The sequence below is a fragment of the Streptomyces albidicamelliae genome, assembly GCF_025642175.1.
Classification (GTDB): Bacteria; Actinomycetota; Actinomycetes; order Streptomycetales; family Streptomycetaceae; genus Streptomyces; species Streptomyces albidocamelliae.
On sequence record NZ_CP106795.1, the window covers coordinates 4,771,924 to 4,793,860 of the forward strand.

General features: G+C 72.8%; 19 protein-coding genes and 1 pseudogene. 15 read left to right on the forward strand and 5 right to left on the reverse strand.

Going from position 1 to position 21,937, the window contains the following annotated elements; all coding sequences use genetic code 11:
* The first annotated feature begins 7 nt into the window (after positions 1–7).
* From N8I86_RS22005 to N8I86_RS22030, 6 genes and pseudogenes are all read left to right on the forward strand, one after another.
* Positions 8–1,240, forward strand: coding sequence for an amidohydrolase family protein (locus tag N8I86_RS22005; protein ID WP_263278513.1), 1,233 nt, complete (start codon positions 8–10; stop codon positions 1,238–1,240).
* Positions 1,237–2,159 (forward strand): annotated as a pseudogene (locus N8I86_RS22010) (LLM class F420-dependent oxidoreductase). Before N8I86_RS22005 ends, N8I86_RS22010 begins: the two are co-directional and overlap by 4 nt.
* A gap of 15 nt (positions 2,160–2,174) precedes the next feature.
* On the forward strand, positions 2,175–2,945 hold the full coding sequence (locus N8I86_RS22015; protein ID WP_263278514.1) for an SDR family NAD(P)-dependent oxidoreductase: 771 nt from the start codon (positions 2,175–2,177) through the stop codon (positions 2,943–2,945).
* 98 nt (positions 2,946–3,043) lie between these two features.
* On the forward strand, positions 3,044–4,162 hold the full coding sequence (locus N8I86_RS22020; protein ID WP_404830824.1) for an LLM class flavin-dependent oxidoreductase: 1,119 nt from the start codon (positions 3,044–3,046) through the stop codon (positions 4,160–4,162).
* 32 nt (positions 4,163–4,194) lie between these two features.
* Positions 4,195–5,925, forward strand: coding sequence for an N-acyl-D-amino-acid deacylase family protein (locus N8I86_RS22025; protein WP_263278516.1), 1,731 nt, complete (start codon positions 4,195–4,197; stop codon positions 5,923–5,925).
* A complete protein-coding gene (locus tag N8I86_RS22030) occupies positions 5,922–7,373 on the forward strand; it encodes an aldehyde dehydrogenase family protein (RefSeq protein WP_263278517.1) in 1,452 nt (483 codons plus the stop codon). Before N8I86_RS22025 ends, N8I86_RS22030 begins: the two co-directional genes overlap by 4 nt.
* 3 nt (positions 7,374–7,376) lie before the next feature.
* Here N8I86_RS22030 and N8I86_RS22035 read toward each other — a convergent pair whose 3' ends face one another.
* The gene (locus N8I86_RS22035; RefSeq protein ID WP_073888353.1) at positions 7,377–7,772 is read right to left on the reverse strand and encodes a nitroreductase/quinone reductase family protein; all 396 of its coding nucleotides are present in this window, start codon (positions 7,770–7,772) and stop codon (positions 7,377–7,379) included.
* A gap of 136 nt (positions 7,773–7,908) precedes the next feature.
* On the opposite strand from N8I86_RS22035, the gene N8I86_RS22040 reads away from it, so the two are divergent.
* The 4 genes from N8I86_RS22040 to N8I86_RS22055 all read left to right on the forward strand — a co-directional run bounded on the left by N8I86_RS22040 (position 7,909) and on the right by N8I86_RS22055 (position 11,007).
* Positions 7,909–8,316, forward strand: a complete 408-nt coding sequence (locus tag N8I86_RS22040; protein ID WP_073888355.1) for a hypothetical protein — start codon at positions 7,909–7,911, stop codon at positions 8,314–8,316.
* A gap of 10 nt (positions 8,317–8,326) precedes the next feature.
* Positions 8,327–9,943, forward strand: coding sequence for a peptidoglycan-binding protein (locus N8I86_RS22045; protein WP_123437088.1), 1,617 nt, complete (start codon positions 8,327–8,329; stop codon positions 9,941–9,943).
* A gap of 66 nt (positions 9,944–10,009) precedes the next feature.
* Complete coding sequence (locus N8I86_RS22050; protein WP_263278518.1) at positions 10,010–10,588, forward strand: protease inhibitor I42 family protein; 579 nt, start codon at positions 10,010–10,012, stop codon at positions 10,586–10,588.
* Between the two features lie 23 nt (positions 10,589–10,611).
* The gene (locus N8I86_RS22055; protein WP_073888359.1) at positions 10,612–11,007 is read left to right on the forward strand and encodes a hypothetical protein; all 396 of its coding nucleotides are present in this window, start codon (positions 10,612–10,614) and stop codon (positions 11,005–11,007) included.
* 80 nt (positions 11,008–11,087) lie between these two features.
* Here N8I86_RS22055 and N8I86_RS22060 read toward each other — a convergent pair whose 3' ends face one another.
* Positions 11,088–11,657, reverse strand: coding sequence for a hypothetical protein (locus N8I86_RS22060; protein WP_263278519.1), 570 nt, complete (start codon positions 11,655–11,657; stop codon positions 11,088–11,090).
* A gap of 126 nt (positions 11,658–11,783) precedes the next feature.
* Here N8I86_RS22060 and N8I86_RS22065 point away from each other — a divergent pair, with 126 nt between their 5' ends.
* Complete coding sequence (locus N8I86_RS22065) at positions 11,784–12,302, forward strand: PadR family transcriptional regulator (protein WP_263278520.1); 519 nt, start codon at positions 11,784–11,786, stop codon at positions 12,300–12,302.
* Here N8I86_RS22065 and N8I86_RS22070 read toward each other — a convergent pair.
* Positions 12,289–13,680: a CehA/McbA family metallohydrolase gene (locus N8I86_RS22070; RefSeq protein WP_263278521.1), complete on the reverse strand. Its 1,392-nt coding sequence runs from the start codon at positions 13,678–13,680 to the stop codon at positions 12,289–12,291. The genes N8I86_RS22065 and N8I86_RS22070 overlap by 14 nt on opposite strands.
* 98 nt (positions 13,681–13,778) lie before the next feature.
* On the opposite strand from N8I86_RS22070, the gene N8I86_RS22075 reads away from it, so the two are divergent.
* From N8I86_RS22075 to N8I86_RS22085, 3 genes are all read left to right on the forward strand, one after another.
* On the forward strand, positions 13,779–14,624 hold the full coding sequence (locus tag N8I86_RS22075; protein ID WP_263278522.1) for an LLM class F420-dependent oxidoreductase: 846 nt from the start codon (positions 13,779–13,781) through the stop codon (positions 14,622–14,624).
* Between the two features lie 105 nt (positions 14,625–14,729).
* Positions 14,730–17,315, forward strand: coding sequence for a bifunctional FO biosynthesis protein CofGH (locus N8I86_RS22080; protein ID WP_073888367.1), 2,586 nt, complete (start codon positions 14,730–14,732; stop codon positions 17,313–17,315).
* A 59-nt stretch (positions 17,316–17,374) separates the two neighbouring features.
* The gene (locus tag N8I86_RS22085; protein WP_263278523.1) at positions 17,375–17,947 is read left to right on the forward strand and encodes a hypothetical protein; all 573 of its coding nucleotides are present in this window, start codon (positions 17,375–17,377) and stop codon (positions 17,945–17,947) included.
* Here N8I86_RS22085 and N8I86_RS22090 read toward each other — a convergent pair.
* Complete coding sequence (locus tag N8I86_RS22090) at positions 17,940–18,476, reverse strand: DUF2165 domain-containing protein (RefSeq protein WP_263278524.1); 537 nt, start codon at positions 18,474–18,476, stop codon at positions 17,940–17,942. The genes N8I86_RS22085 and N8I86_RS22090 overlap by 8 nt on opposite strands.
* A gap of 207 nt (positions 18,477–18,683) precedes the next feature.
* Here N8I86_RS22090 and N8I86_RS22095 point away from each other — a divergent pair, with 207 nt between their 5' ends.
* Entirely contained in the window at positions 18,684–19,799 is a 1,116-nt protein-coding gene (locus N8I86_RS22095) for an ADP-ribosylglycohydrolase family protein (protein WP_073888371.1), read from the forward strand.
* A 448-nt stretch (positions 19,800–20,247) separates the two neighbouring features.
* Here N8I86_RS22095 and N8I86_RS22100 read toward each other — a convergent pair whose 3' ends face one another.
* Positions 20,248–21,828: a sodium:solute symporter family protein gene (locus tag N8I86_RS22100; protein ID WP_263278525.1), complete on the reverse strand. Its 1,581-nt coding sequence runs from the start codon at positions 21,826–21,828 to the stop codon at positions 20,248–20,250.
* Positions 21,829–21,937 lie beyond the last annotated feature (109 nt).

The window sequence follows — 21,937 nt, forward strand, 5'->3', positions numbered from 1 at the left end:
GAACGGCATGGAGACCACACAGTTCCCGCTGATCATCTCCGTCGACGACCACACCGTGGAGCCCGCCACCGTCTGGCAGGACCGGCTGCCGAAGAAGTACCTGGACGTGGGGCCCCGGATCGTGCGCGCCCCGCTGAAGGAGATGACCTTCCTGGGCGGGCGCTTCAAGCCCGTCATGGGCGAACCCGGCAGCACCGACGGCCCCGTCGGCGACTGGTGGGTCTACGAGGACCTGCACCGTCCGCTCACCCGCCTCGACACCGCCGTCGGCTACGACCGGGACGAGATCCGCCTGGAGGTCATCACCTACCAGCAGATGCGCGCGGGTTCGTACGACGTGCCCGCCCGGCTCGCCGACATGGACGTCAACCACGTGCAGTCCGCCCTGTGCTTCCCGACCTTCCCCCGCTTCTGCGGGCAGACCTTCACCGAGGCGCGGGACCGTGAGCTCGCCCTGCTCTGCGTGCGCGCCTACAACGACTGGATGGTCGAGGAGTGGTGCGGTCCGAAGGCGCGCGGGCGGCTCGTGCCGCTCACCCTCATACCCCTGTGGGACGCCCGGCTTGCGGCCCAGGAGGTGCGGCGCAACGCCGCGCGCGGTGTCCGGGCCGTCGCCTTCTCCGAGATACCCCCGCACCTCGGCCTGCCCTCGGTGCACACCGACGACTGGGACCCGTTCCTCGCCGCCTGCGCCGAGACCGGCACGGTCGTCGCCATGCACATCGGCTCCAGCAGCCGGATGCCCTCCACCTCCGCGGACGCCCCGCCCGCCGTCGGCTCCACCATCACCTTCGCCAACTGCTGCTTCTCGATGGTGGACTGGCTGATGAGCGGCAAGTTCGAGCGCTTCCCGGGGCTGCGGGTGATGTACGCCGAGGGCCAGATCGGCTGGATCCCGTACATCCTCGAACGCGCCGACGTCGTGTGGGAGGAGAACCGGGCCTGGGGCGGGGTCGCCGACAAGGTCCGCCGGCCGCCGTCGGAGCTGTTCGCCGAGCACGTGTACGGCTGCTTCTTCGACGACGCCTTCGGGCTGAGGAACCTGGACTCCATCGGCGTCGGGAACGTCCTGTACGAGACCGACTACCCGCACTCCGACTCCACCTGGCCCAAGTCCCGCGAGGTCGGCGAGGCGCAGATGGGCCACCTGCCGGCCGACGTCGTCGAGCGGATCGTCCGGGGCAACGCGATCGAGCTGCTGGGGCTGAGCGAGGACGGGCTCTGGAAGGGGTCGGCGTGACGCTCGCGTACGGCATCCAGCTGCCCGTCCAGTCGCAGAGCACCCTGTACGCGGAGGCGTGGGAGGCCGCGGCCGGACCGGCGGACCTGGTCGCGGTCGCCCGGGCGGTGGAGGACGCCGGGTTCGACTACCTGGCCGTCTGCGACCACGTGGGCGTACCGCGCCGGCTGGCCGGGGCGATGAGCACGGTCTGGTACGACCCGGTCGCCACCCTCGCCCATCTCGCCGCCGTGACCGCGCGCGTCCGGCTGCTCAGCCATGTGGCCGTGGTCGGACTGCGCCACCCGCTGCTCTCCGCCAAGCAGTACGCCACCCTCGACCATCTCTCCGGCGGGCGGCTGGTCCTCGGTGTCGGGGCCGGGCACGTGCGGGAGGAGTTCGAGGCGCTGGGGGTGGACTTCGCGCGGCGGGGTGCCGTGCTCGACGAGAGCATCGACGCCCTGCGCGCCGCGCTCGGCCCGGAGGAGTTCCCCGAGCACCACGGCACGTTCCACGACTTCGCCGGACTCGGCCAGCGGCCCCGCCCCGCGCAGCCGTCCGTGCCCGTGTGGGTGGGCGGCTCGTCGCCCGCCGCCGTCCGCCGGGCGGCGCTCAAGGGCGACGGCTGGCTGCCGCAGGGGACCCGCGGGAGCGGCTGCCCGCGCAGATCGCGCGGATCCGGGCGCTGCGGTCCGAGCACGGCGCCGAGGGGCCCTTCGCCGTGGGCGCCATCGCCGAGCCGCTGTACGTGGGCCGGGCCGGCTGGGAGGTCGGCAGGCGCACCCTCACCGGCACCCCGGAGGAGATCGCCGAGTCGCTGCGGGCGTACCGGGCGATGGGCGTGGACCAGATCCAGGTGCGGTTCCGCAGCCGGAGCCGGGCCGAACTGATCGAGCAGATCGGCGTGTTCGGGGCCGAGGTCGCGCCCCGGCTGGACTGAGCGGGAGGAGCCGGCATGGGCAAGCTGGACGGGCGGGTCGTCATCGTCACCGGGGCGGCGCGCGGGCAGGGCGAGCAGGAGGCGCGGCTCTTCCGGGCGGAGGGTGCCCGGGTGGTCGTCGCCGACGTGCTGGACGAGCAGGGGGAGGCGCTGGCCGGGGAGATCGACGCGCTGTACGTGCACCTGGACGTGGGTACGGAGGAGGGCTGGCGGGACGCGGTGCGGGCCGCGAAGCGGGCGTACGGGCGGCTCGACGGGCTGGTCAACAACGCGGGCATCCTGCGGTTCAACGCCCTCGTGGACACCCCGCTGGACGAGTTCATGCAGGTCGTGCAGGTCAACCAGGTCGGCTGCTTCCTGGGCATGAAGACGGTGGCCCCCGAGCTCGACGACGGCGGCACGATCGTGAACACCGCGTCGTACACGGCGCTGACGGGCATGGCCGCGGTGGGGACGTACGCGGCGACCAAGCACGCGGTGCTCGGGCTGACGCGGGTGGCCGCGCTGGAGCTGGCCGCGCGCAGGATCCGGGTCAACGCCATCTGTCCCGGTGCCATCGACACCGCCATGTCCAACCCGGCACGGCTGGACCCGGACGCCGACCCGGAGGAGATGAGCCGGGCCCTGGACCAGCTGTACCGCAAGCTCGTGCCGCTGGGCCGGGTCGGACAGCCGGAGGAGGTGGCCCGGCTCGCCCTCTTCCTCACCTCGGACGACTCCTCGTACATCACCGGCCAGCCGTTCGTGATCGACGGCGGCTGGCTCGCCGGGGTCAGCGTTATCTGACTGACCGTCAGCTATTGACGGTCGCGGCGGCCGGTGCGACAGTCGGCCGACAGCCAAGAACTGACGGAGCGTCAGAAATATTGGGACGGTGAACCGCCGTGGAATTCGGGCTCTTTGTACAGGGATACGTGGGCAAGCGTGCCGAGACCGACCCGCTCGCCGAGCACAAGGCGCTGATGGAGGAGACCGAGTACGTCATCCAGGCGGACGCGTCCGGCTTCAAGTACGCCTGGGCCTCCGAGCACCACTTCCTGGAGGAGTACTCGCACCTGTCCGCCAACGACGTCTTCCTCGGCTACCTCGCCCACGCGACCGAGCGGATCCACCTGGGATCGGGCATCTTCAACCCGCTCGCCCAGGTCAACCACCCGGTGAAGGTCGCCGAGAAGGTCGCCATGCTCGACCACCTCAGCGAGGGCCGCTTCGAGTTCGGCAGCGGCCGGGGCGCGGGCAGCCACGAGATCCTCGGCTTCCTGCCGGGCATCACCGACATGAACCACACCAAGGAGATCTGGGAGGAGACCGTCGCCGAGTTCCCCAAGATGTGGCTCCAGGAGGAGTACGAGGGCTTCCAGGGCAAGCACTGGCAGCTCCCGCCGAGGAAGGTGCTCCCGAAGCCGTACGGGAAGTCGCACCCGGCGATGTGGTACGCGGCCGGCTCGCCGCCCTCCTACGCGATGGCCGCGAAGAAGGGGCTCGGCGTGCTCGGCTTCAGCATCCAGAAGGTCTCCGACATGGAGTGGGTGCTGGAGCAGTACAAGACGGCGGTCGTGGACGCGGAGCCGATCGGGGACTTCGTCAACGACAACGTGATGGTGACGACGACCGCGATCTGCGCGCCGACGCACGCGGAGGCGATCGAGATCGCCGTCAACGGCGGGCTGCACTACCTGCCCTCGCTCGTCTTCCGGTACCACGACACCTTCCCGCGGCCCGAGGGGTTCCCGGTGTGGCCGGAGACGCTGCCCCCGTACACCCCGGAGTTCGTGGAGCTGCTCATCGAGGAGGAGCTGCTGATCTGCGGCGACCCGGACGAGGTGCTGCGCCAGTGCAAGCGCTGGGAGCAGGCCGGCGCCGACCAGCTGAGCTTCGGGCTGCCGGTCGGGGTGCCGAAGGAGGAGACGCTGCAGACGATCCGGCTGATCGGGGAGCACGTGATTCCCCGGATCGACACCGACTCCGTGCACCGGACCTCGCGGTTCCGGGCCGCCGTGTGAGCGCCGCCGGTCCCGGCCGGGAAGGAGGCCCCATGTTCGATCACGTCATCAAGGGCGCGACGGTCGTCGACGGCACCGGCGCCCCCGCCCGCACCGCCGACGTCGGCATCCGCGACGGGCGGATCGCCGCCGTCGGCAGGGTCACCGGGGAGGCCCGCACCACCGAGGACGCGCACGGCCTCGTCCTCACCCCCGGCTTCGTCGACCCGCACACCCACTACGACGCCCAGCTGTTCTGGGACCCGTACGCCACCCCCTCCCTCAACCACGGCGTGACCACCGTCGCCGCCGGCAACTGCGGCTTCACCCTCGCGCCCCTGCACCCCGACCGCCCCGAGGACGCCGACTACACCCGGCGGATGATGTCCAAGGTGGAGGGCATGTCCCTGGTGGCCCTGGAGGAGGGCGCCCCGTGGAGCTGGCACGGGTTCGGGGAGTACCTGGACGCCCTCGACGGGCGGATCGCGGTCAACGCCGGCTTCATGGTGGGACACTGCGCGCTCCGGCGGTACGTCATGGGCCCGGACGCCGTCGGGGGACAGCCGAGCCGGCGGCAGCTGGAGGCCATGGTCGCGCTGCTGCACGAGGCCATGGACGCCGGCGCCTGGGGACTGTCCACCACCCAGTCCAGCACCCACTCGGACGGGGACGGGCGGCCCGTGGCCTCCCGGCACGCCGAACCCGCCGAGCTGCTGGCGCTCGCGCGGGCCGTCGGGGAGCACGAGGGCACGCAGATCGAGGCGATCGTCGCCGGCTGCCTGGACCAGTTCAGCGATGCCGAGATCGATCTCCTCGTGGAGATGAGCGCGGCCGCCGGGCGGCCCCTGAACTGGAACGTCCTGACCGTCGACGCGGCCGTCCCGGAGCGCGTGCCCCGGCAGCTCGGCGCGAGCGAACGGGCCCGGAAGGCCGGCGGCCGCATCGTCGCCCTGACCATGCCCATCCTCACCCCGATGAACATGTCCCTCGGCACCTTCTGCGCCCTGAACCTGATCCCCGGCTGGGGGCCGGTCCTCGGACTGCCCGTGGCCGAACGGATCGCGAGGCTGCGGGACGCAAAGGTCCGGGCCGAACTGCTGCGGCGGGCCCGGTCCAAGGAGGCGGGCGTCTTCCGGCGACTCGCGGACTTCGGCCGGTACGTCATCGGGGACACCTACAGCGAGGCGAACCGCGGTCTGACCGGCCGGGTCGTCCGGGACATCGCCGCCGAGCGCGGGCAGGACCCGTTCGCGTGCCTGGTGGAGATCTGCGCCGAGGACGGACTGCGCACGGTGCTGTGGCCGATGCCGAGCGACAACGACCCCGCCTCCTGGGCGCTGCGCGCGGAGACCTGGCAGCACGAGGACGTGCTGCTGGGCGGCTCCGACGCGGGCGCCCACCTGGACCGGATGTGCGGGGCGCCGTACACCACCCGGTTCCTCGGGGACTGTCTGCGCGGCCGGAAGCTGGCCGGTCTGGAACAGGCCGTGAAGATGCTGACCGACGACCCGGCGCGGCTGTTCGGGCTCCGCGAGCGGGGGCGGGTGCGGGAGGGCTGGCACGCGGACCTCGTGCTCCTCGACCCCGAGCGGATCGACGCGGGGCAGGCCCGGCTGGTGCACGACCTGCCGGGTGACAGCCCCCGGCTGGACTCCCGGGCGATCGGGGTGCGCGCGGTGTGGGTCAACGGCGTCGAGGCGATCCGGGACGACGTGGTGACCGGCGCCGTGCCGGGCCGGGTGCTGCGGTCCGGACGGGACACGCGGACGGTGAGCACCCGGTGAGCGAGGGACAGCGGCTGTTCGTCGGCGGCGAGTGGACCGAACCGGACGGCGGGCACTACCCGGTGACCGATCCGGCCACCGAGGGAACCGTCGGCTGGGCGCCCGAGGCCTCACCGGAGCAGGTGCGGGCGGCCTGCGCGGCGGCCCGCGAGGCGTTCGGGCCGTGGTCGCGGACCCGGCCGGAGGAGCGGGCGGCGGTACTCGCCCGGGCGGCCGGCGTCATCCGGGACTCCCTGGAGCCGTACGCCGACCTCGCCCGGGCGGAGACCGGCGCGACGGCAGGGACCGCCCGCGCCATGCAGGTCGGGGTGGCCGCGGCCCGCTTCCGCCGGTACGCCGCGGTGGAGCCCGCCGAGTGGGCCGTCCTCCCGCAGATCAACGAGGCGGGGCCGATGGGCGGGGCCGCTGTGATGGGCGCCCTGGCGGTACGGCAGCCCGTCGGCGTGGTCACCTGCGTCACCTCGTACAACAACCCGTGGGCCAACCCGGCGGGCAAGGTCGCCCCGGCCCTGGCCATGGGGAACACGGTGGTGGTCAAGCCCGCGCCGCAGGACCCGCTCTCGGTCTACCGGATGGCCGAGGCGCTGGAGGCGGCCGGGGTGCCGCCGGGCGTGGTGAACGTCGTCTCCGGCCGGGACACGGCGGTGGGCGAGGCGGCGGTGGCCTGCGACGACGTCGACATGGTCAGCTTCACCGGTTCCACGTCCGTCGGCCGGCGCATCGCCGAGGTGTGCGGACGGGACATGAAACGCCAGTTGATGGAGCTGGGTGGCAAGGGGGCGGCGCTCGTCTTCGACGACGCCGACCTCGGCTCGGCCGTCGCCGGTATCGGCACCACGTTCTCCTTCTACAGCGGGCAGATCTGCACCGCGCCCACCCGGGTGCTGGCCCAGCGTGGGGTGTACGACCGGCTGGTGGAGCGACTGGCCGGATACGCGGCCCGGCTGAAGGTCGGTGACCCCGGGGAGCCGGACACCGTCGTGGGGCCGGTGATCTCCGCCGAGCACCGGTCCCGCGTGGAGTCGTACGTGGAACTCGGCCGCAAGGAAGGGGCGGTCGTCGTCACCGGTGGCGAACGTCCTCCCCTGGCGCGGGGGTTCTACGTCGCGCCCACCCTCCTCGCCGACTGCGGCAACGACATGCGGGTGGCCCGGGAGGAGATCTTCGGGCCCGTCGTCGTGGTGATCCCCTTCGACGACGAGGAGGAGGGGGTGGCCCTCGCCAACGACTCCGACTACGGACTCGTCGACTACGTCTGGTCCGGTGACGTGGCCAGGGCCTTCCGGGTGGCGCGGCGGCTGCGGGCCGGCGGTGTCGGCGTCAACACGGTCGGCCGCAACATGGAGGCGCCGTTCGGCGGCTTCAAGAGGAGCGGGGTCGGCCGGGACGTCGGCGTGTACGCCCTGCACGCCTACAGCGAGGTGCAGGCCCTCGTCTGGCCGGGCTGACGGTCAGTCCGCCAGGTCCACCCGCACCGTCAGCAGGTCCGTGCCGAACGCCCGCACCGCCGCGCTGTTGAACCGGGGCAGGGCGCGCAGCCTGGCCCGGGCGTCGTCCTCGGGCAGGAGGCGGGCGGTGCCCCGGTGCCAGCGGCCGGCGATGCGGACGCGGACCGCCGGGTCGGCCTGGATGTTGCGCACGTACTGCGACTTGGTGCCGAACTCCGACACCAGCCAGAAGGAGTCGCCGACCCGGCGCCCGCCGACCGGGGTCCGCCGGGGCAGCCCGGAGCTGCGGCCGGTGGTCTCCAGGAGCGTCTGGAACGGCAGCCGCCGGTTGACCGGGTTGGCGAGGTACCGCTGGAAACGGGTCACGATGCGGTGCTTGAGCTCGGCACGGCCTGGCATGTCGGTGACTCCCCTGCTCTCTCCGGGCGCGGATGCTGTGTCGGCCCGGTGCGGGGCCTGTGATACGTGGACGTTCGTACGAAAGACGCGTGTTAGCCTCCCCCGCAGCCATGATCTATCGCAACGGGGGAGCGTGATGGGCGCGTCTTCGGACGGCTACACGGTCAGGTCCGGCATGTCCGGGCAGGCGAAGGAACTGGACGGGGCCGGGGACGACGCGGGACACATCCGCGCGGCGGTCAGCCCCGCCATGTGCTACACCGAGGACGCGCTGGGCGGCTCCGAGTCGGCGGCGGCGTTCAACGCCTTCGCCGCGGCCTGGGAGACCGACGCGGCCACGCTGGAGTCGGCGCTGCACGAACTCGCGGGCAAGGTGCGCCTCGCCAAGGGCGCGTACACGGGCGGCGACCACGCCGTCGGCACCCGGGCCGAGGCGGTACGGGTGGGCGCCGACGGACTCACGACGATGCCGGCGCCCGCCGGGAACGACGTCACCACGATGCCGGCGCACGCCGGCCGGCCGTCGGCCCTGTCGCGGTACTGAGGACGGATCGATGACCGGATTCTTCGGGCTGCCCCCGCTGCCCACGGACACCCCCGCCGGCCGCCGCTCCTGGCTGGCCGGGCTGTGCGAGAGCATTCCCAAGGCCGGGTCCAAGAACGATCTGCTCGACCAGATCGACGGCGCGCTGTTCGCCTGCGCGCCGGTGGGCGACACCGCGACGCTGGAATCGCTGGGCAAGCGCTACCGGGGCCAGGTGGACAAGGCCGGGGACGTGCACGACCGCGTGCACAAGGTGGCCCGCAAGGGGCTGCCGGAGGTGTGGGTGGGTGACACCGGCGTCCTCGCCTCCGACGCGGTGGGTGCCGCGGGCCGGGCGGCGACGAAGATGGCCGAGGCGTTCGAGGGCGGCGCCAAGGCGCTGATCGCCCTGGCCGACGCGCTCGCGGACGCGCGGAAGCAGGACACCGAGGGCCGCTCCAGGATGCGGCAGGCGAAGCAGCAGCTCGGCGGCAAGGACGGCTTCCTCGACCGGATGATCGAGACGGACGAGGAGAAGAGGGCTCTCGCGTCGGCCCGTTCCGTGGCCGCCGCCGGGGTCGACCTGATGCACAAGGCGGCCGTCGCCGCGGACGACGCCGTCCGTGCCGCCACCCGCGACCTGAACAAGTGGGCGGCCGAGGCCCGGGCCGGGAAGATGCACACCGGTGAACTGTCCGCCGTGGACCGGCTGATGCTCGCCGACTCCAGCGGCCCGGCCGGCGCCGCCGACTACAACGAGATCCTCACCGCGGGCGACCTGGAACGCTCGGGCCGGGCCATGGACAGGCTGTCGGCGGCCGACCGGACCCGGATGGAGACCCTGCTGGCGCACGCCTCGTCCCCGCAGGAGAAGGCGTACCTGATGAAGGCCCTCGCCGCGGGCCACGGCGTCGACGACGTCGCGGCGTTCGACGGGAAGATCCACGGCAAGGACCCGGCGTGGCTGCAGCAGCACCTGTCGCCGATCGTCACCAAGGGGGACAGCCTCAAGGACGAGGGCACCGACCCGGGCAACGGCGCCAACGTCAACACCGACCTGCAGAGCTTCGGCACCCAGCAGTGGTCCCAGGGCGGCGACGGCAGTGAGGGCACGTGTGTCGCGTCGTCCACCGTCACCGCCCGGGCCATGGTCGACCCGGTGTACGCCCTCTCGCTCACCGGCGGCCCGACGGGCCAGGAGAACGATCCGGCGGCCTTCCGGCGCCGTCTGGTGGACGAGCAGCACCGGGTGCACGAGGAGGGGCACGGCGGCGCCAATTACAACGGCATGGGCCAGGACGGCAAGACCGAGGTCGTCAACAAGGAGATCAGCCCCGAGACCGGGAGCTCCTACGAACTGCACGAGGTCCGGGACGCGGACGCCCGGCGCAACGTCCTGCCGGACATCGAGAAGGCGGTGGCGGAGGGCAGGCCGGTGCCGATCGGCGTCGAGGGCTACGACGCCCAGGGCGAGCGCTCCGGCCACGCCATGATGATCGTCGGCCAGGAGGGCGACAAGCTGGAGATCTACAACCCGTGGGGCCAGACCACCTGGGTCAGCGAGGACGACTTCGTCAACGGCGGCATGGCGAAGGCCAGCGACAGCCGCCTGCCCGACGCGTACGCCGTCCACCTGCCCCAGGACTGACGGACCCGGCCTGACAGACCCGGACCGACGAACCCGGACCGAGAGACCCAGGAACACCGATCGACCATGACCGCACGCCCGACTCTTCTCGGCTCCGCCGCCCTCGTCTGCCTGCTGGCCCTCACCGGCTGCGGCGCAGGGGGCGGGAACGGCACGTCCGCCGCGAGCACTCCTGCCTCCGGCACCCCCGCCCCCACGACACCGGCCACGGGCACCCCCTCCCAGGGCGCCCCCGCGTCCCGGTACGGCCCGCGGGACCGGACCATCACCGCGGTGCCGGGCGAGGCGATCACCCTCACCGTCCCGTCCGCCGCGACCCTCGGCCAGAACTGGTACCTCGCCGACCCCGGGCCGGACGCGGCCGTGCTGAGGTTCCGGGGCGAGCGGAGCTCCGGGGACGGCAGCGACGCCGACGGGGCCACGGGCGGCAGCCGCTCCTTCGAGTTCTCCGCGGTCGCCGAGGGCAGGACGACCGTACGGCTGCTGTACTGCCCTCTGCACACGTGCACCGGACCCGGCCCGCACGACCGGTCCACCCTGGGGCCCACGCCCGACGGCACGGCGTCCCCGTCGCCGTACCCGACCGCCACCGGCACCCCCAACGCCCGCGCCGCCTACTACGTCTTCACGATCACCGTCCGCTGACCCGGACCGGAACCGAGGCCCTCATGTCCCCAGCTCCCGAAAGCCGCAGCGACGACGAGGTGCTCGCCGGCACGGACGTCACCCTGCTGCTCCGTTACGGCCTGACCGAGGAGGCGTTCCGGACGGCCCTGTTCGGCGACGGCGCGATCGCCGCCGCGGTCACCCTCGACCGGCTCGGCGTGCTGCCCCGCTCGCTGGTCTTCGTCGCGGAGATCGTCCGCTCCGGCGGTCTCGCGTACGCCGCCGGGCTGCCCGAGCCGCTGCCGTCCCCCGAGCCGGCGGCCGTGCTGCGTGACTGGCTGAGCGGTGCGGCGCAGACCGCCACCACCCCGGAGGCCGAGACGCGGGCCGCCCGCTGGCTGGAGGCGGTCGCCGAGATCGTCGCCCTGCGCCGGTCGGCCCGGGGCGGCACCGCCTAGGGCGTCCGCGTCGGCCAGCCAGTCGCCGTGTTCCTCGGTGACCGGGGCGTAGTTGCCGCAGAGGTGCTTCGGGGCGGCGGTCACCGGGCCACCTGCCCGGCGGCGCCGGCCTTCGCCTGGACGTGGGCGACGTAGCGGACGGTGAACACCATCGGGACGGCGAAGCCGGCGATCTGCACGAGGGTGGCGGGGGTGGAGTGGGCGTCCCCGGCCTGGGCCAGCAGGGCGAGGACGGCGGCGGTCACGGCGAACGCGGCGGTCCACACGGCGGTGATGACCACGTTGGTCCGGATGAACGGCTTCAGGCCCCAGTACTCGCGCGGGGTGGTGCGCTTGGCGATGCCCAGGGTGAACGGCCGGCCGATGGCCAGGGAGACGCCGGCGATGACGGCGAGGGAACCCGAGGAGAGGGCCGCCGAGTAGCCGTGCACGCCCGAGTGCGGGTCGGCGAAGGCGACGGCGGCGAGGGCGGCGAAGAAGAGGGCCGAACCGGTCTCGATGATCAGCGCGTCGAAGCCCGCACCGGACCGCTTCTCCAGGGCGATGAGCGCGGCGGCGGCCACCAGGGCGGCCAGGGCGCCCCACTGCCAGTCCCGCGAGGGGACGACGGCGAAGACGATCCACGGCAAGAACGTGCGCAGGTACGACATGAGATCCCCCGGACGGTCGGAAGCGGTCGGTGTTCCGGTCTGCGGTGCGACGGTATTCCTTTTTCGACATGTCAAAAGTAGAAGGTCGGGTCTCGACATGTCAACAGTGGAAGGTAAAGTGGAGGTATGAGCCTCAGACACGCACTGCTCGGCCTGCTCTCGGAACGTCCCGCCAGCGGCTACGACCTGCTGAAGACGTTCGAGACGTCGCTGGCCAACGTCTGGCCGGCGACCCAGAGCCAGATCTACACCGAGCTGACCAGGCTGGCCGGCTCCGGGCTGATCACGGTGGCCGCCGAAGGCCCGCGCGGCCGCAAGGAGTACCGGATCGCCGACGAGGGCATGGCGGAGCTGCGCCACTGGCTCACCGAGGTCGCGCCCCAGCGCAACACCCGCAGCGACATCCTGCTGCGCGTCTTCTTCCTCGGCGTGCTCCGGCCCGACCAGGCACACGCGTACCTCACCGAGCTGATCGCGATGTCCGAGGAGGGGCACGAGCAGCTTCGGCAGCTCCACGACTCCATCGACTGGGACGACGACAACCTCTCGGTCTACGGCCGGATCGCGCTGGAGTACGGACTGCGCTTCCAGGCGATGCGGCGCGAATGGGCCGAGTGGGCGGCGGACCAGATCAAGCCGCTTTGAGGAACACGGGGTTGGTGAACGCCGCCATCGCCCCGGGCAGCGGACCCGCCGCCGCCTCGTGCCGCAACTCCGCCCGCACGTAGGCGGCGTGGGCCGTGGTGGTGCGCCACTCGACCGCACCGGCGCCGGCGACGGGCAGCGGCTCCCCGGTGAGCACCACGCCCTGGTCGGTCACCAGCCGCACGGAGCAGCGCGGGGCGCCCCGGGCCTCCAGCCGTACCGTCACGGGGGCGTCGGCGGGAGCCGTCAGCCGCTCGCCGATCCCCGCGCGGCGGCCCCCCTCGGCGGTCACGGTGAAGGCCAGGGAGACGGCCCGCGACTCGGCCACGTACGACCGCCCGGCCCGCAGACCCTCGAGGATCGCCTCCCGGGTCAGGTCCTCGGCCAGGACCACCGTCTGGGGGTGGCCGACCACGTCCGGGTCGCGATGGGCGTCGCTGTCCCCCATGGCGGGCAGCCAGGCCCGGTCGGCGCGCGCCGAGGAGACCAGCCGGGCGTCCCAGGCGGCCAGGGTCACCTCGTCGTCGGGCGTCCACTGCCCGTTCCACACCTCGACGGCGTCCGCCTCCGCGAACCCGAACTTCCAGGCGCAGCCGACGCAGTCGCCGTGCGGATGGGCCGGTACGGCCAGCCCGCCGGCGCGGCGGATCTCCCGGGCGAAGCGGGCCCAGCGGTGGTCCCGGGCCCGGTGGCGCCAGTCGACGAAGGTGCCCGGATCGGTGCCGAGGGCCAGGACGTGACCGTTCCTGGTGGTGACCTCCTCGCCGAGCAGCACCAGCAGGTCGTCCCCGGCCGCGTCGGCCCAGTGGGCGTGCGCGGCCGTGGTGTTGTGGTCGGAGCTGTTGATGAAGTCCAGACCGGCGGCGCGGGCCAGCGCCGCGATCTCGGCCGGGGTGCGCCGGCCGTCGGAGTGCCAGGAGTGCAGGTGGCAGTCGCCCCGGTACCAGTCGCGTCCCCGGCCGGCGGCCCGGGCGGGCGGATACGAGGGCGTCGGCGTCCGGCCGGGCCCGCCCCCGGTGAGCGTGACCGTCACCTCGTAGCGCAGCCCCTGGGGCGCGACCGTGTACGGGCCGAGGGCGATGTGCCAGGTGCCGGGGTTCAGCGGGCCGGGCAGATAGCCGGGCGTCGCCTCGTCGGCCCGCACCCGGAACTCCGTCCGGGCGCCGCCGGACCAGCCCCGGAAGCCGCGCCCGCCCAGTTCGGTGCCGCGTTCGTCGAAGAGTCCGATGTCGAGCGCGTTGCCGGGGGTGCCCGGCGGGACGGCGGGCCGGTCGTAGGTGTAGGAGACCTGCAACTCGGCCGTACCGGGCGGGACTTCGAAGGGGAGGTAGACGTAGTCCGGTGCGCCGGGTGCGAGGGTGCCGCGCAGGGTGGTCACCGGTCCACGGTAGGCGCCCGGTGACGTACGGGACAGCCGACACCGAATGCCGACCAGTCGGTATGGACAGTTCCGGCCGTGCCCGGTACAGATGACCCATGCGTATCGCCGTCACGATCTTCCTCACGGACGAGACCATCACCCCCACCGCGCTCGCCCGCGAGCTCGAACAGCGCGGTTACGCCGGGCTCTACCTGCCCGAGCACACCCACATCCCCGTCGAACGGGCCACCCCCTACCCGGCCGGGGGCGACCTGCCGCCCGAGTACGGCCGTACCCTCGACCCCTTCGTCGCCCTCGGCCAGGCTGCGGCCGTCACCGAGCGTCTCTGCCTCGGCACCGGCGTCACCCTGGTCGCGCAGCACGACCCGATCGGCCTCGCCAAGCAGGTCGCCACCCTCGACCATCTGTCCGGCGGGCGCTTCACCCTCGGCCTCGGATTCGGCTGGAACGTGGAGGAGGCCGCCGACCACGGAGTGCGCTGGCGCACCCGGCGCGAACTGGTCCGGGACCGGATGGCGCTGATGCGCGCGCTGTGGTCCGAGGAACCCGTCGCCCACGACGGCGAGTTCGCGAGCGTACGGGCCAGCAGCGCCCACCCCAAGCCCGCGCAGAAGCCGCGCGGCCCGGTCGTCGGGCCCCGCACGCTCGTCGGCGGAGCCGCCGGGCCGACCCTGTTCGCGCACATCGGCGAGTACGCCGACGGCTGGCTGCCGATCGGCGGCCGCGGGCTGTCCGAATCGCTGCCGGTCCTGCGCGCCGCATGGGCCGACGCGGGCCGCGACCCGGCCGCCCTCCAGGTCGTCCCGTACGCCGTCCTGCCCACCCCGGGCAAGCTCGCGCACTACGCCGCGCTGGGCATCGAGGAGGTCGTCCTGCAACTGCCCCCGGCTGGGGAGACGGAGGTCCTGCGGGTGCTGGACGCGTACGCGGCCTTCCTGTGACCGGGCCGGCCGGCGCACGGCGCGGCGCGTGCCGCGCGCGCCCGCCGGTCCCGGCGGCACCCCCGACCTCGCTGAACAGCCCTTCCCCCTACGTATGCTCGAGAGATGACGACTTCCGCGACCTCCGGAACCGGCCCGACCGAGAACTCCATGCGTCGCGCCCTCAAACGTGCCCGGGACGGCGTCGCCCTCGACGTCGCCGAGGCCGCGGTGCTGCTCCAGGCGCGCGGCGATGCCCTGACCGATCTCGCCGCGTCCGCCGCCCGGGTGCGGGACGCGGGACTCGACGCGGCGGGCAGGCCGGGCGTCATCACCTACTCGAAGAGCGTCTTCGTCCCCCTCACCCGGCTGTGCCGCGACAAGTGCCACTACTGCACCTTCGTCACCGTCCCCGGCAAGCTGCGCCGGGCGGGCCACGGGATGTTCATGTCCCCCGACGACGTCCTCGACATCGCCCGCAAGGGTGCCGCGCTCGGCTGCAAGGAAGCCCTCATCACCCTCGGCGACAAGCCCGAGGACCGCTGGCCCGAGGCGCGCGAGTGGCTGGACGCGCACGGCTACGACGACACCATCGCCTACGTGCGCGCGATCTCCATCCGCGTCCTGGAGGAGACGGGTCTGCTGCCCCACCTCAACCCGGGCGTGCTGACGTGGACGGACTTCCAGCGCCTGAAGCCGGTGGCCCCCTCGATGGGCATGATGCTGGAGACGACCGCGACCCGGCTCTGGTCCGAGCCCGGCGGCCCGCACCACGGCTCCCCGGACAAGGAACCGGCCGTGCGCCTGCGGGTGCTGGAGGACGCCGGCCGCTCCTCCGTCCCCTTCACCTCCGGTCTCCTCATCGGCATCGGGGAGACCTACGAGGAGCGCGCGGAGTCCGTGTTCGCGCTGCGCAAGGTGGCGCGGGCCCACCACGGCATCCAGGAACTGATCATCCAGAACTTCCGCGCCAAGCCGGACACGGCGATGCGCGGCATGCCGGACGCCGAACTCGACGACCTGGTGGCCACGGTGGCCGTCGCCCGGCACATCATGGGCCCGGGCGCCTGCCTCCAGGCCCCGCCGAACCTCGTGGCCGGCGAGTACGAGCGCCTGATCGGCGCCGGCATCGACGACTGGGGCGGGGTCTCCCCGCTCACCATCGACCACGTCAACCCCGAGCGCCCCTGGCCGCAGATCGAGGAACTGGCCGCGAGGTCGGCGGCCGCCGGTTTCGAGCTGCGCGAACGCCTGTGCGTGTACCCGGAGTTCGTCCGCCGCGGCGAGCCCTGGCTGGACCCGCGGGTACGCCCGCACGTGGCCGCCCTCGCCGACCCGGAGACCGGTCTGGCGCTGCCCGGCGCCCTCCCGCGGGGTCTGCCGTGGCAGGAGCCGGAGGAGGCCTTCGTGCCGTCCGGCCGCACGGACCTGCACCGCACCATCGACACCGAGGGCCGCACCCGCGACCGGCGCGACGACTTCGACGAGGTCTACGGCGACTGGGAGGCCCTGCGCGAGGCGGCGGCCCCCGGCATGGCACCGGAGCGCATCGACACGGACGTACGGCAGGCGCTGCGCACGGCGGCCGACGACCCGACGCGGCTGACCGACGCCGAGGCCCTGGCCCTGCTGCACGCGGACGGCCCGGCGCTGGACGCGCTGTGCCGGGTGGCGGACGACGTGCGCAGGACGGCGGTCGGCGACGACGTGACGTACATCGTCACGCGCAACATCAACTTCACCAACGTCTGCTACACCGGCTGCCGTTTCTGCGCCTTCGCCCAGCGCCGCACCGACGCGGACGCCTACACCCTGTCGCTGGAACAGGTCGCGGACCGCGCCCGGCAGGCGTGGGACGTGGGCGCGGTCGAGGTCTGCATGCAGGGCGGCATCCACCCCGACCTGCCCGGCACGGCCTACTTCGACATCGCCAGGGCGGTCAAGGAGCGTGTCCCCGGCATGCACGTGCACGCCTTCTCGCCGATGGAGGTGGTGAACGGCGCGACGAGGACGGGCCTGTCCGTCCGCGAGTGGCTGACCGCCGCCAAGGAGGCCGGTCTGGACTCCGTGCCCGGCACCGCGGCGGAGATCCTGGACGACGAGGTCCGCTGGGTGCTGACCAAGGGCAAGCTGCCGGCGGCCACCTGGATCGACGTGATCACGACGGCGCACGAACTGGGCATCCGCTCGTCGTCGACGATGATGTACGGCCACGTGGACCAGCCCCGCCACTGGCTCGGCCACCTGCGCACGCTCGCCGGGATCCAGCAGCGGACGGGCGGCTTCACGGAGTTCGTCACCCTCCCCTTCATCCACACCAACGCGCCGGTGTACCTGGCGGGCATCGCGCGCCCCGGCCCCTCGATGCGGGACAACCGCGCGGTGACCGCGATGGCCCGGCTGCTGCTGCACCCCTGGATCCCCAACATCCAGACGAGCTGGGTGAAACTGGGCACGGAGGGTGCGGCGGAGATGCTCCGCTCCGGCGCGAACGACGTCGGCGGGACCCTGATGGAGGAGACGATCTCCCGCATGGCGGGCTCCTCCTACGGCTCGTACAAGTCGGTCCGCGAGCTCGTCGCGGTCGCCGAGGCCGCGGGCCGCCCCGCCAGGCCGCGCACCACGCTCTACGGAGAGGTCCCCGAGGAGCGGCGGCGGGCGGCCGAGGCGTCCGACGGGCACCTGCCGGATCTGCTGCCCGTCCTGGACTGAGTACGATGATCCGACCCCCGATCCCAAGGGGGGACCCGTAGCGGAGGAGATGCGTACCCGTGGCTGCCCGACTGCCCTCGTGGGCCTGGGTCACCGGTCTGACGGCGGGAGCGACCGCGGCCGTGATCGCCCTTGCCGTCCAGGCGGACCGCGGGCCGCATCCCACGGCCTCCTCGGCGGCCAGGCCCAGCGCCACGGCGTCGGCGCCGGCGGGCGCCCACCCGTCCGCGAAGCCGAAGACGCCGGCCGTACCCGCCCTGCCGGCCGGGTCGGGCACGGGCCGCCGGATCGTCTACTCGCTCGGCGAGAAGCGGGTGTGGCTGGTCGACGCGGCCGGCAAGGTCGCCCGCAGCTTCCCGGTGTGGCCGGGCACGGTGGCCCCGCGTCCCGGCAGCTACTCGATCACCCTGCGTACCCAGTCGCTCACGGGCTCGGACGGCACCGCGGTGGAGCACATCATGTACTTCAACAAGGTGTCGGGCGTGTCCATAGCCTTCTCGAACGCCCTCGACGGCGCCTCGCCGCCGCCCGCGAACGGCAAGAAGCTGGGCGCCGTCCGGCTGAACAAGCAGAACGGGTCGGCGCTGTGGGACTTCGGCGCGAAGGGGACGACGGTCGCGGTGGTCAGCTAGCGTCGCGGCGCACGGCGCCCGGCAGCTGGTTGACGATCAGCGCGACCCCGCTGAGCAGGAACACCCGGGTCGCCGCGTCCAGCCCGTTCCAGGTCTTCGACTGCCACATGGCGAACCACTCCCCGCCGACGGCGATGAACCCCGCGCCGAACAGCAGCACGAGCATCAGCAGACCGTAGGTGGACAGGCGCCGTGCGCGGTCGTGGTCCCGCCGCGCCCAGAACCAGGTGCCCGCGACGAGTACCAGCGCGGCCACGGTCTCCCACACGATGATCAGGACGTACGCGGTGTCCTGGAGAGCGGTGCTCGTGACGGCCCGCCACATCAGGTCGTCGTCCTTGAACGTCGTGTCCATCGCGAGCACGTGCCGCACGAACTGCTGGTTCGTCCCGAAATCGGTGATGTTCCCGAGGGCGACCAGGGCGATGTAGAGGGCGAGTATGCCGGTGAGGACGCCCGCGGCCAGCGGAAGGGCGGTACCGGAGGTACGGCCGGTGGGGGTGGTGACGGTGGTGGGGGTGGTGGTCATGGCTGGATTCTCCCCGACGAACACCCGCTGTTCCCACGCGCATTGAGCCACAATCGGGCCGGTCCGGCCCGGTCGCGCCCGGGCCCGGAGCGCTCACGGCCGGTCGGGAATGACCCGTCGGTGACGGTTCGCCCCGCTGAACGGACCGTTCGCGGTCGATTACAGTGCCTAGCGTCGTACGGGCGGGCGGTGTCGTGAGGAGATCTGGTGAGTGCGACGTCCGGCGCCGTCTGGGGCCGTGCCGAACAGCAGGACTTCCGCAGCAGGGTGCGTGGCACGCTGCTCGGGGGCGCCGTCGGTGATGCGCTGGGCGGCCCCGCCGACGCGCTGTCCCTGGAGGAGATCCGCTCGGCCTACGGTCCGGAGGGCCTGCTCGACCTCGCCTTCGGGCACGGGCGGCGCGGTACGGTCACCCACCACACCCAGCTCACCCTGTTCACCGTGGACGGGCTGATCCGCGCCCAGGTGCGCCGCGACACCGGCGCCTGGCACCCGCCGACCGATCTGCACCGGGCCTACCTGCGCTGGGCGGCCACCCAGCGGGACTGGGGACCCGACGAGCGCCGCAAGGACGACGGCTGGCTGGCGCGGGAGGAGTGGCTGTACGCCCGGCGCGAGCCGAGCCGCGCGCTGCTCATCGGCCTCGGCGACGAGACGATGGGCACCCTGGAGCAGCCCAAGAACCCCACGGAGCTCGGCCCCGAGGCGGTCGCCCGCTCGGCGCCCTTCGGCCTGCTGGTCGGCTGGGAGCCGCAGCTCGTCGTCCAGCTGGCCGTGGAGTGCGCGGCCCAGACCCACGGGCATCCCATCGCCAACCTGTCGGCGGGCGCGTACGCCGTGATCGTGCACGCGCTGGCCCGCGGCGAGAGCCTGGACGGCGCCGTGCAGCGGGCGCTCGCCCTGCTCGCCGTCCGCCCCGGGCACCAGCCCGTCTCCGACGCCCTCCAGCACGCCCTCGGCGCGGTGCGGCAGGGCATGCCCACCCCGGCCCGGGTGGAGGAGCTGGCCGGGGACGGCACGGCGGACGGGCTGCTGGCCGCGTCCGTGTACTGCGCGCTGGTGGGGGAGGACGTACGGCACGGGCTGTGCCTGGCGGTGAACCAGAGTGGCCCCTCGGCCGCGGCCGGCGCCCTCACCGGCGGCCTGCTGGGCGCCCTGCACGGCGAGACGGCCCTCCCGCCGGCCTGGCTGGCCGAGCTGGAGGGCCGTCCGACCGTCCTGGAACTCGCCGACGACTTCGCGATGGAGATGACGCAGGGCCCCGCCCTGCACGGCCCGGCCGGCTCCTCCCCGGCCTGGCTGACCAGATACCCCCGCGCCTGACCCGCTCCCAGGGACGCGGGGAACGCGTGCGCAGGCGACAATCTCGCAGCCGACGGGCCCGATGATTCCCCGACGGGCGCGGGGAACTGCGCGACCGGCCCCGACGCACCCGCACGATCGATGCATCGGCAGGCACGACCGGCACCCCCCGGCCAACGCCCCGGCGACTGTCCTAGGGGCGCGGGGAACTGCGCGACCGGCCCCGACGCACCCGCACGGTTCGATGCATCGGCAGGTCCGACCGGCACCCCTCGGCCAACGCCCCGGCGACTCCCCGAGGGGCGCGGGGAACTGCGCGACCGGCCCGGACGCACCCGCACGATCGATGCATCGGCAGGCACGACCGGCACCCCTCGGCCGACGCCCCGGCGATTCCCCTAGGGGCGCGGGGAACTGCGCGACCAGCCACGACGTACCCGCACCCACGCCCGCACCCCCGGCAGCAGTCCTACGACACGTTCCCCCCGGACGAGGTCGCGGCAGCCGCGTCGTCCCCGGCACCCGAAGACACCGGCACAGCCAGCGCAGCGCCCCCGTCCGTGTTGACCGTCTCGATGACGGCCAGGCGCTCCGGGGTGTCCTCCGGCTTGAGGTAGCCGATGAGGACGTACAGGACCAGCGAGACCGCGAGCGGCACCGAGACCTGGTATTGGAGCGGCACCCCGCCGTCGACGTTCCAGTTGACCGGGTAGTTGACCAGCCAGAAGGCCAGCAGACCCGCCGCCCAGCTGGTCAGCGCCGCCGTGGGGCCGGAGCGGCGGAACGCGCGGAGCAGACCCAGCATCATCGGGATCGCGATCGGCCCCATGAGACCGGCCACCCACTTGATGACGACCGTGATGATGTCCTTGAACGCGGGCGAGTTCACCTGCGTGGCCACCGCCATGGACAGCGCGAGGAAGACGACCGTGGTCACCCGGGCCGCGACCAGACCCGAACGCTCGCCCCACCCACGCGCCCGTGCCGACAGCACCGGCGCCACGTCACGGGTGAACACCGCGGCGATCGCGTTGGCGTCGGAGGAGCACATGGCCATGGTGTGCGAGAAGAATCCGACGATGACCAGGCCCAGCAGGCCGTGCGGCAGCAACTGCTCGGTCATCAGCGCGTACGAGTCCGAGCCGTCCGGCTTCTGCGCGTGGACCAGGAGCGGGGACATCCACATGGGGAAGAACAGGACCACCGGCCAGACCAGCCACAGGATCGCCGACAGCCGCGCCGAGCGCTCGGCCTGGTGCGCGCTGCCCGTCGCCATGTAGCGCTGCGCCTGGTTGAGCATGCCGCCGTTGTACTCGAAGAGCTTGATGAAGAGGAACGCCAGCAGGAACACCGTCCCGTACGGCCCGACGAGCGGCTTGCCGTGGCCGTGCAGGGCGGGCTCGTCCCAGGCGCCGAGGAAGCCGATGTGCTGGTCGCTCAGCTTCAGCACGACCGCGACGAACATGGAGACGCCGGCCAGCAACTGGATGACGAACTGGCCGAGTTCGGTCAGCGCGTCCGCCCACAGGCCGCCGATCGTGCAGTAGACGGCGGTGATCGCCCCGGTGATGACGATGCCCTGGTTCAGGGACACCCCCGTGAACACCGACAGCAGGGTCGCGATCGCCGCCCACTTGGCGCCCACGTCGACGATCTTCAACAGCATGCCCGACCAGGCGAGCGCCTGCTGCGTGGGCAGGTCGTAGCGGTTCTTCAGGTACTCCAGCGGCGAGGCCACGTGCAGCCGGGAACGCAGCCGGTTGATCCGCGGCGCGAACAGCTTCGAGCCGATGGCGATGCCGAGCGCGATCGGGAACGACCAGGTGATGAACGACGTGACGCCGTAGGTGTAGGCGATGCCCGCGTATCCGGTGAACATCACCGCGCTGTAGCCCGACATGTGGTGCGAGATGCCGGAAAGCCACCAGGGCATCTTGCCGCCGGCCGTGAAGAAGTCGGAGACGTTGTCCACGCGCTTGTGCGACCAGACGCCGATCGCGACCATCACTCCGAAGTAGCCGATCAGCACGGCCCAGTCGAGACCGTTCATGTGTCCCCTTCCAGGGTTCGCAGCCAGGGTCAGGCATGTGAACTCTGGTTTCGAACATGGACACTGGGCAAGGAAGTGGAAGGTCAAGAGCGCGTAAAATTGTTCGGCT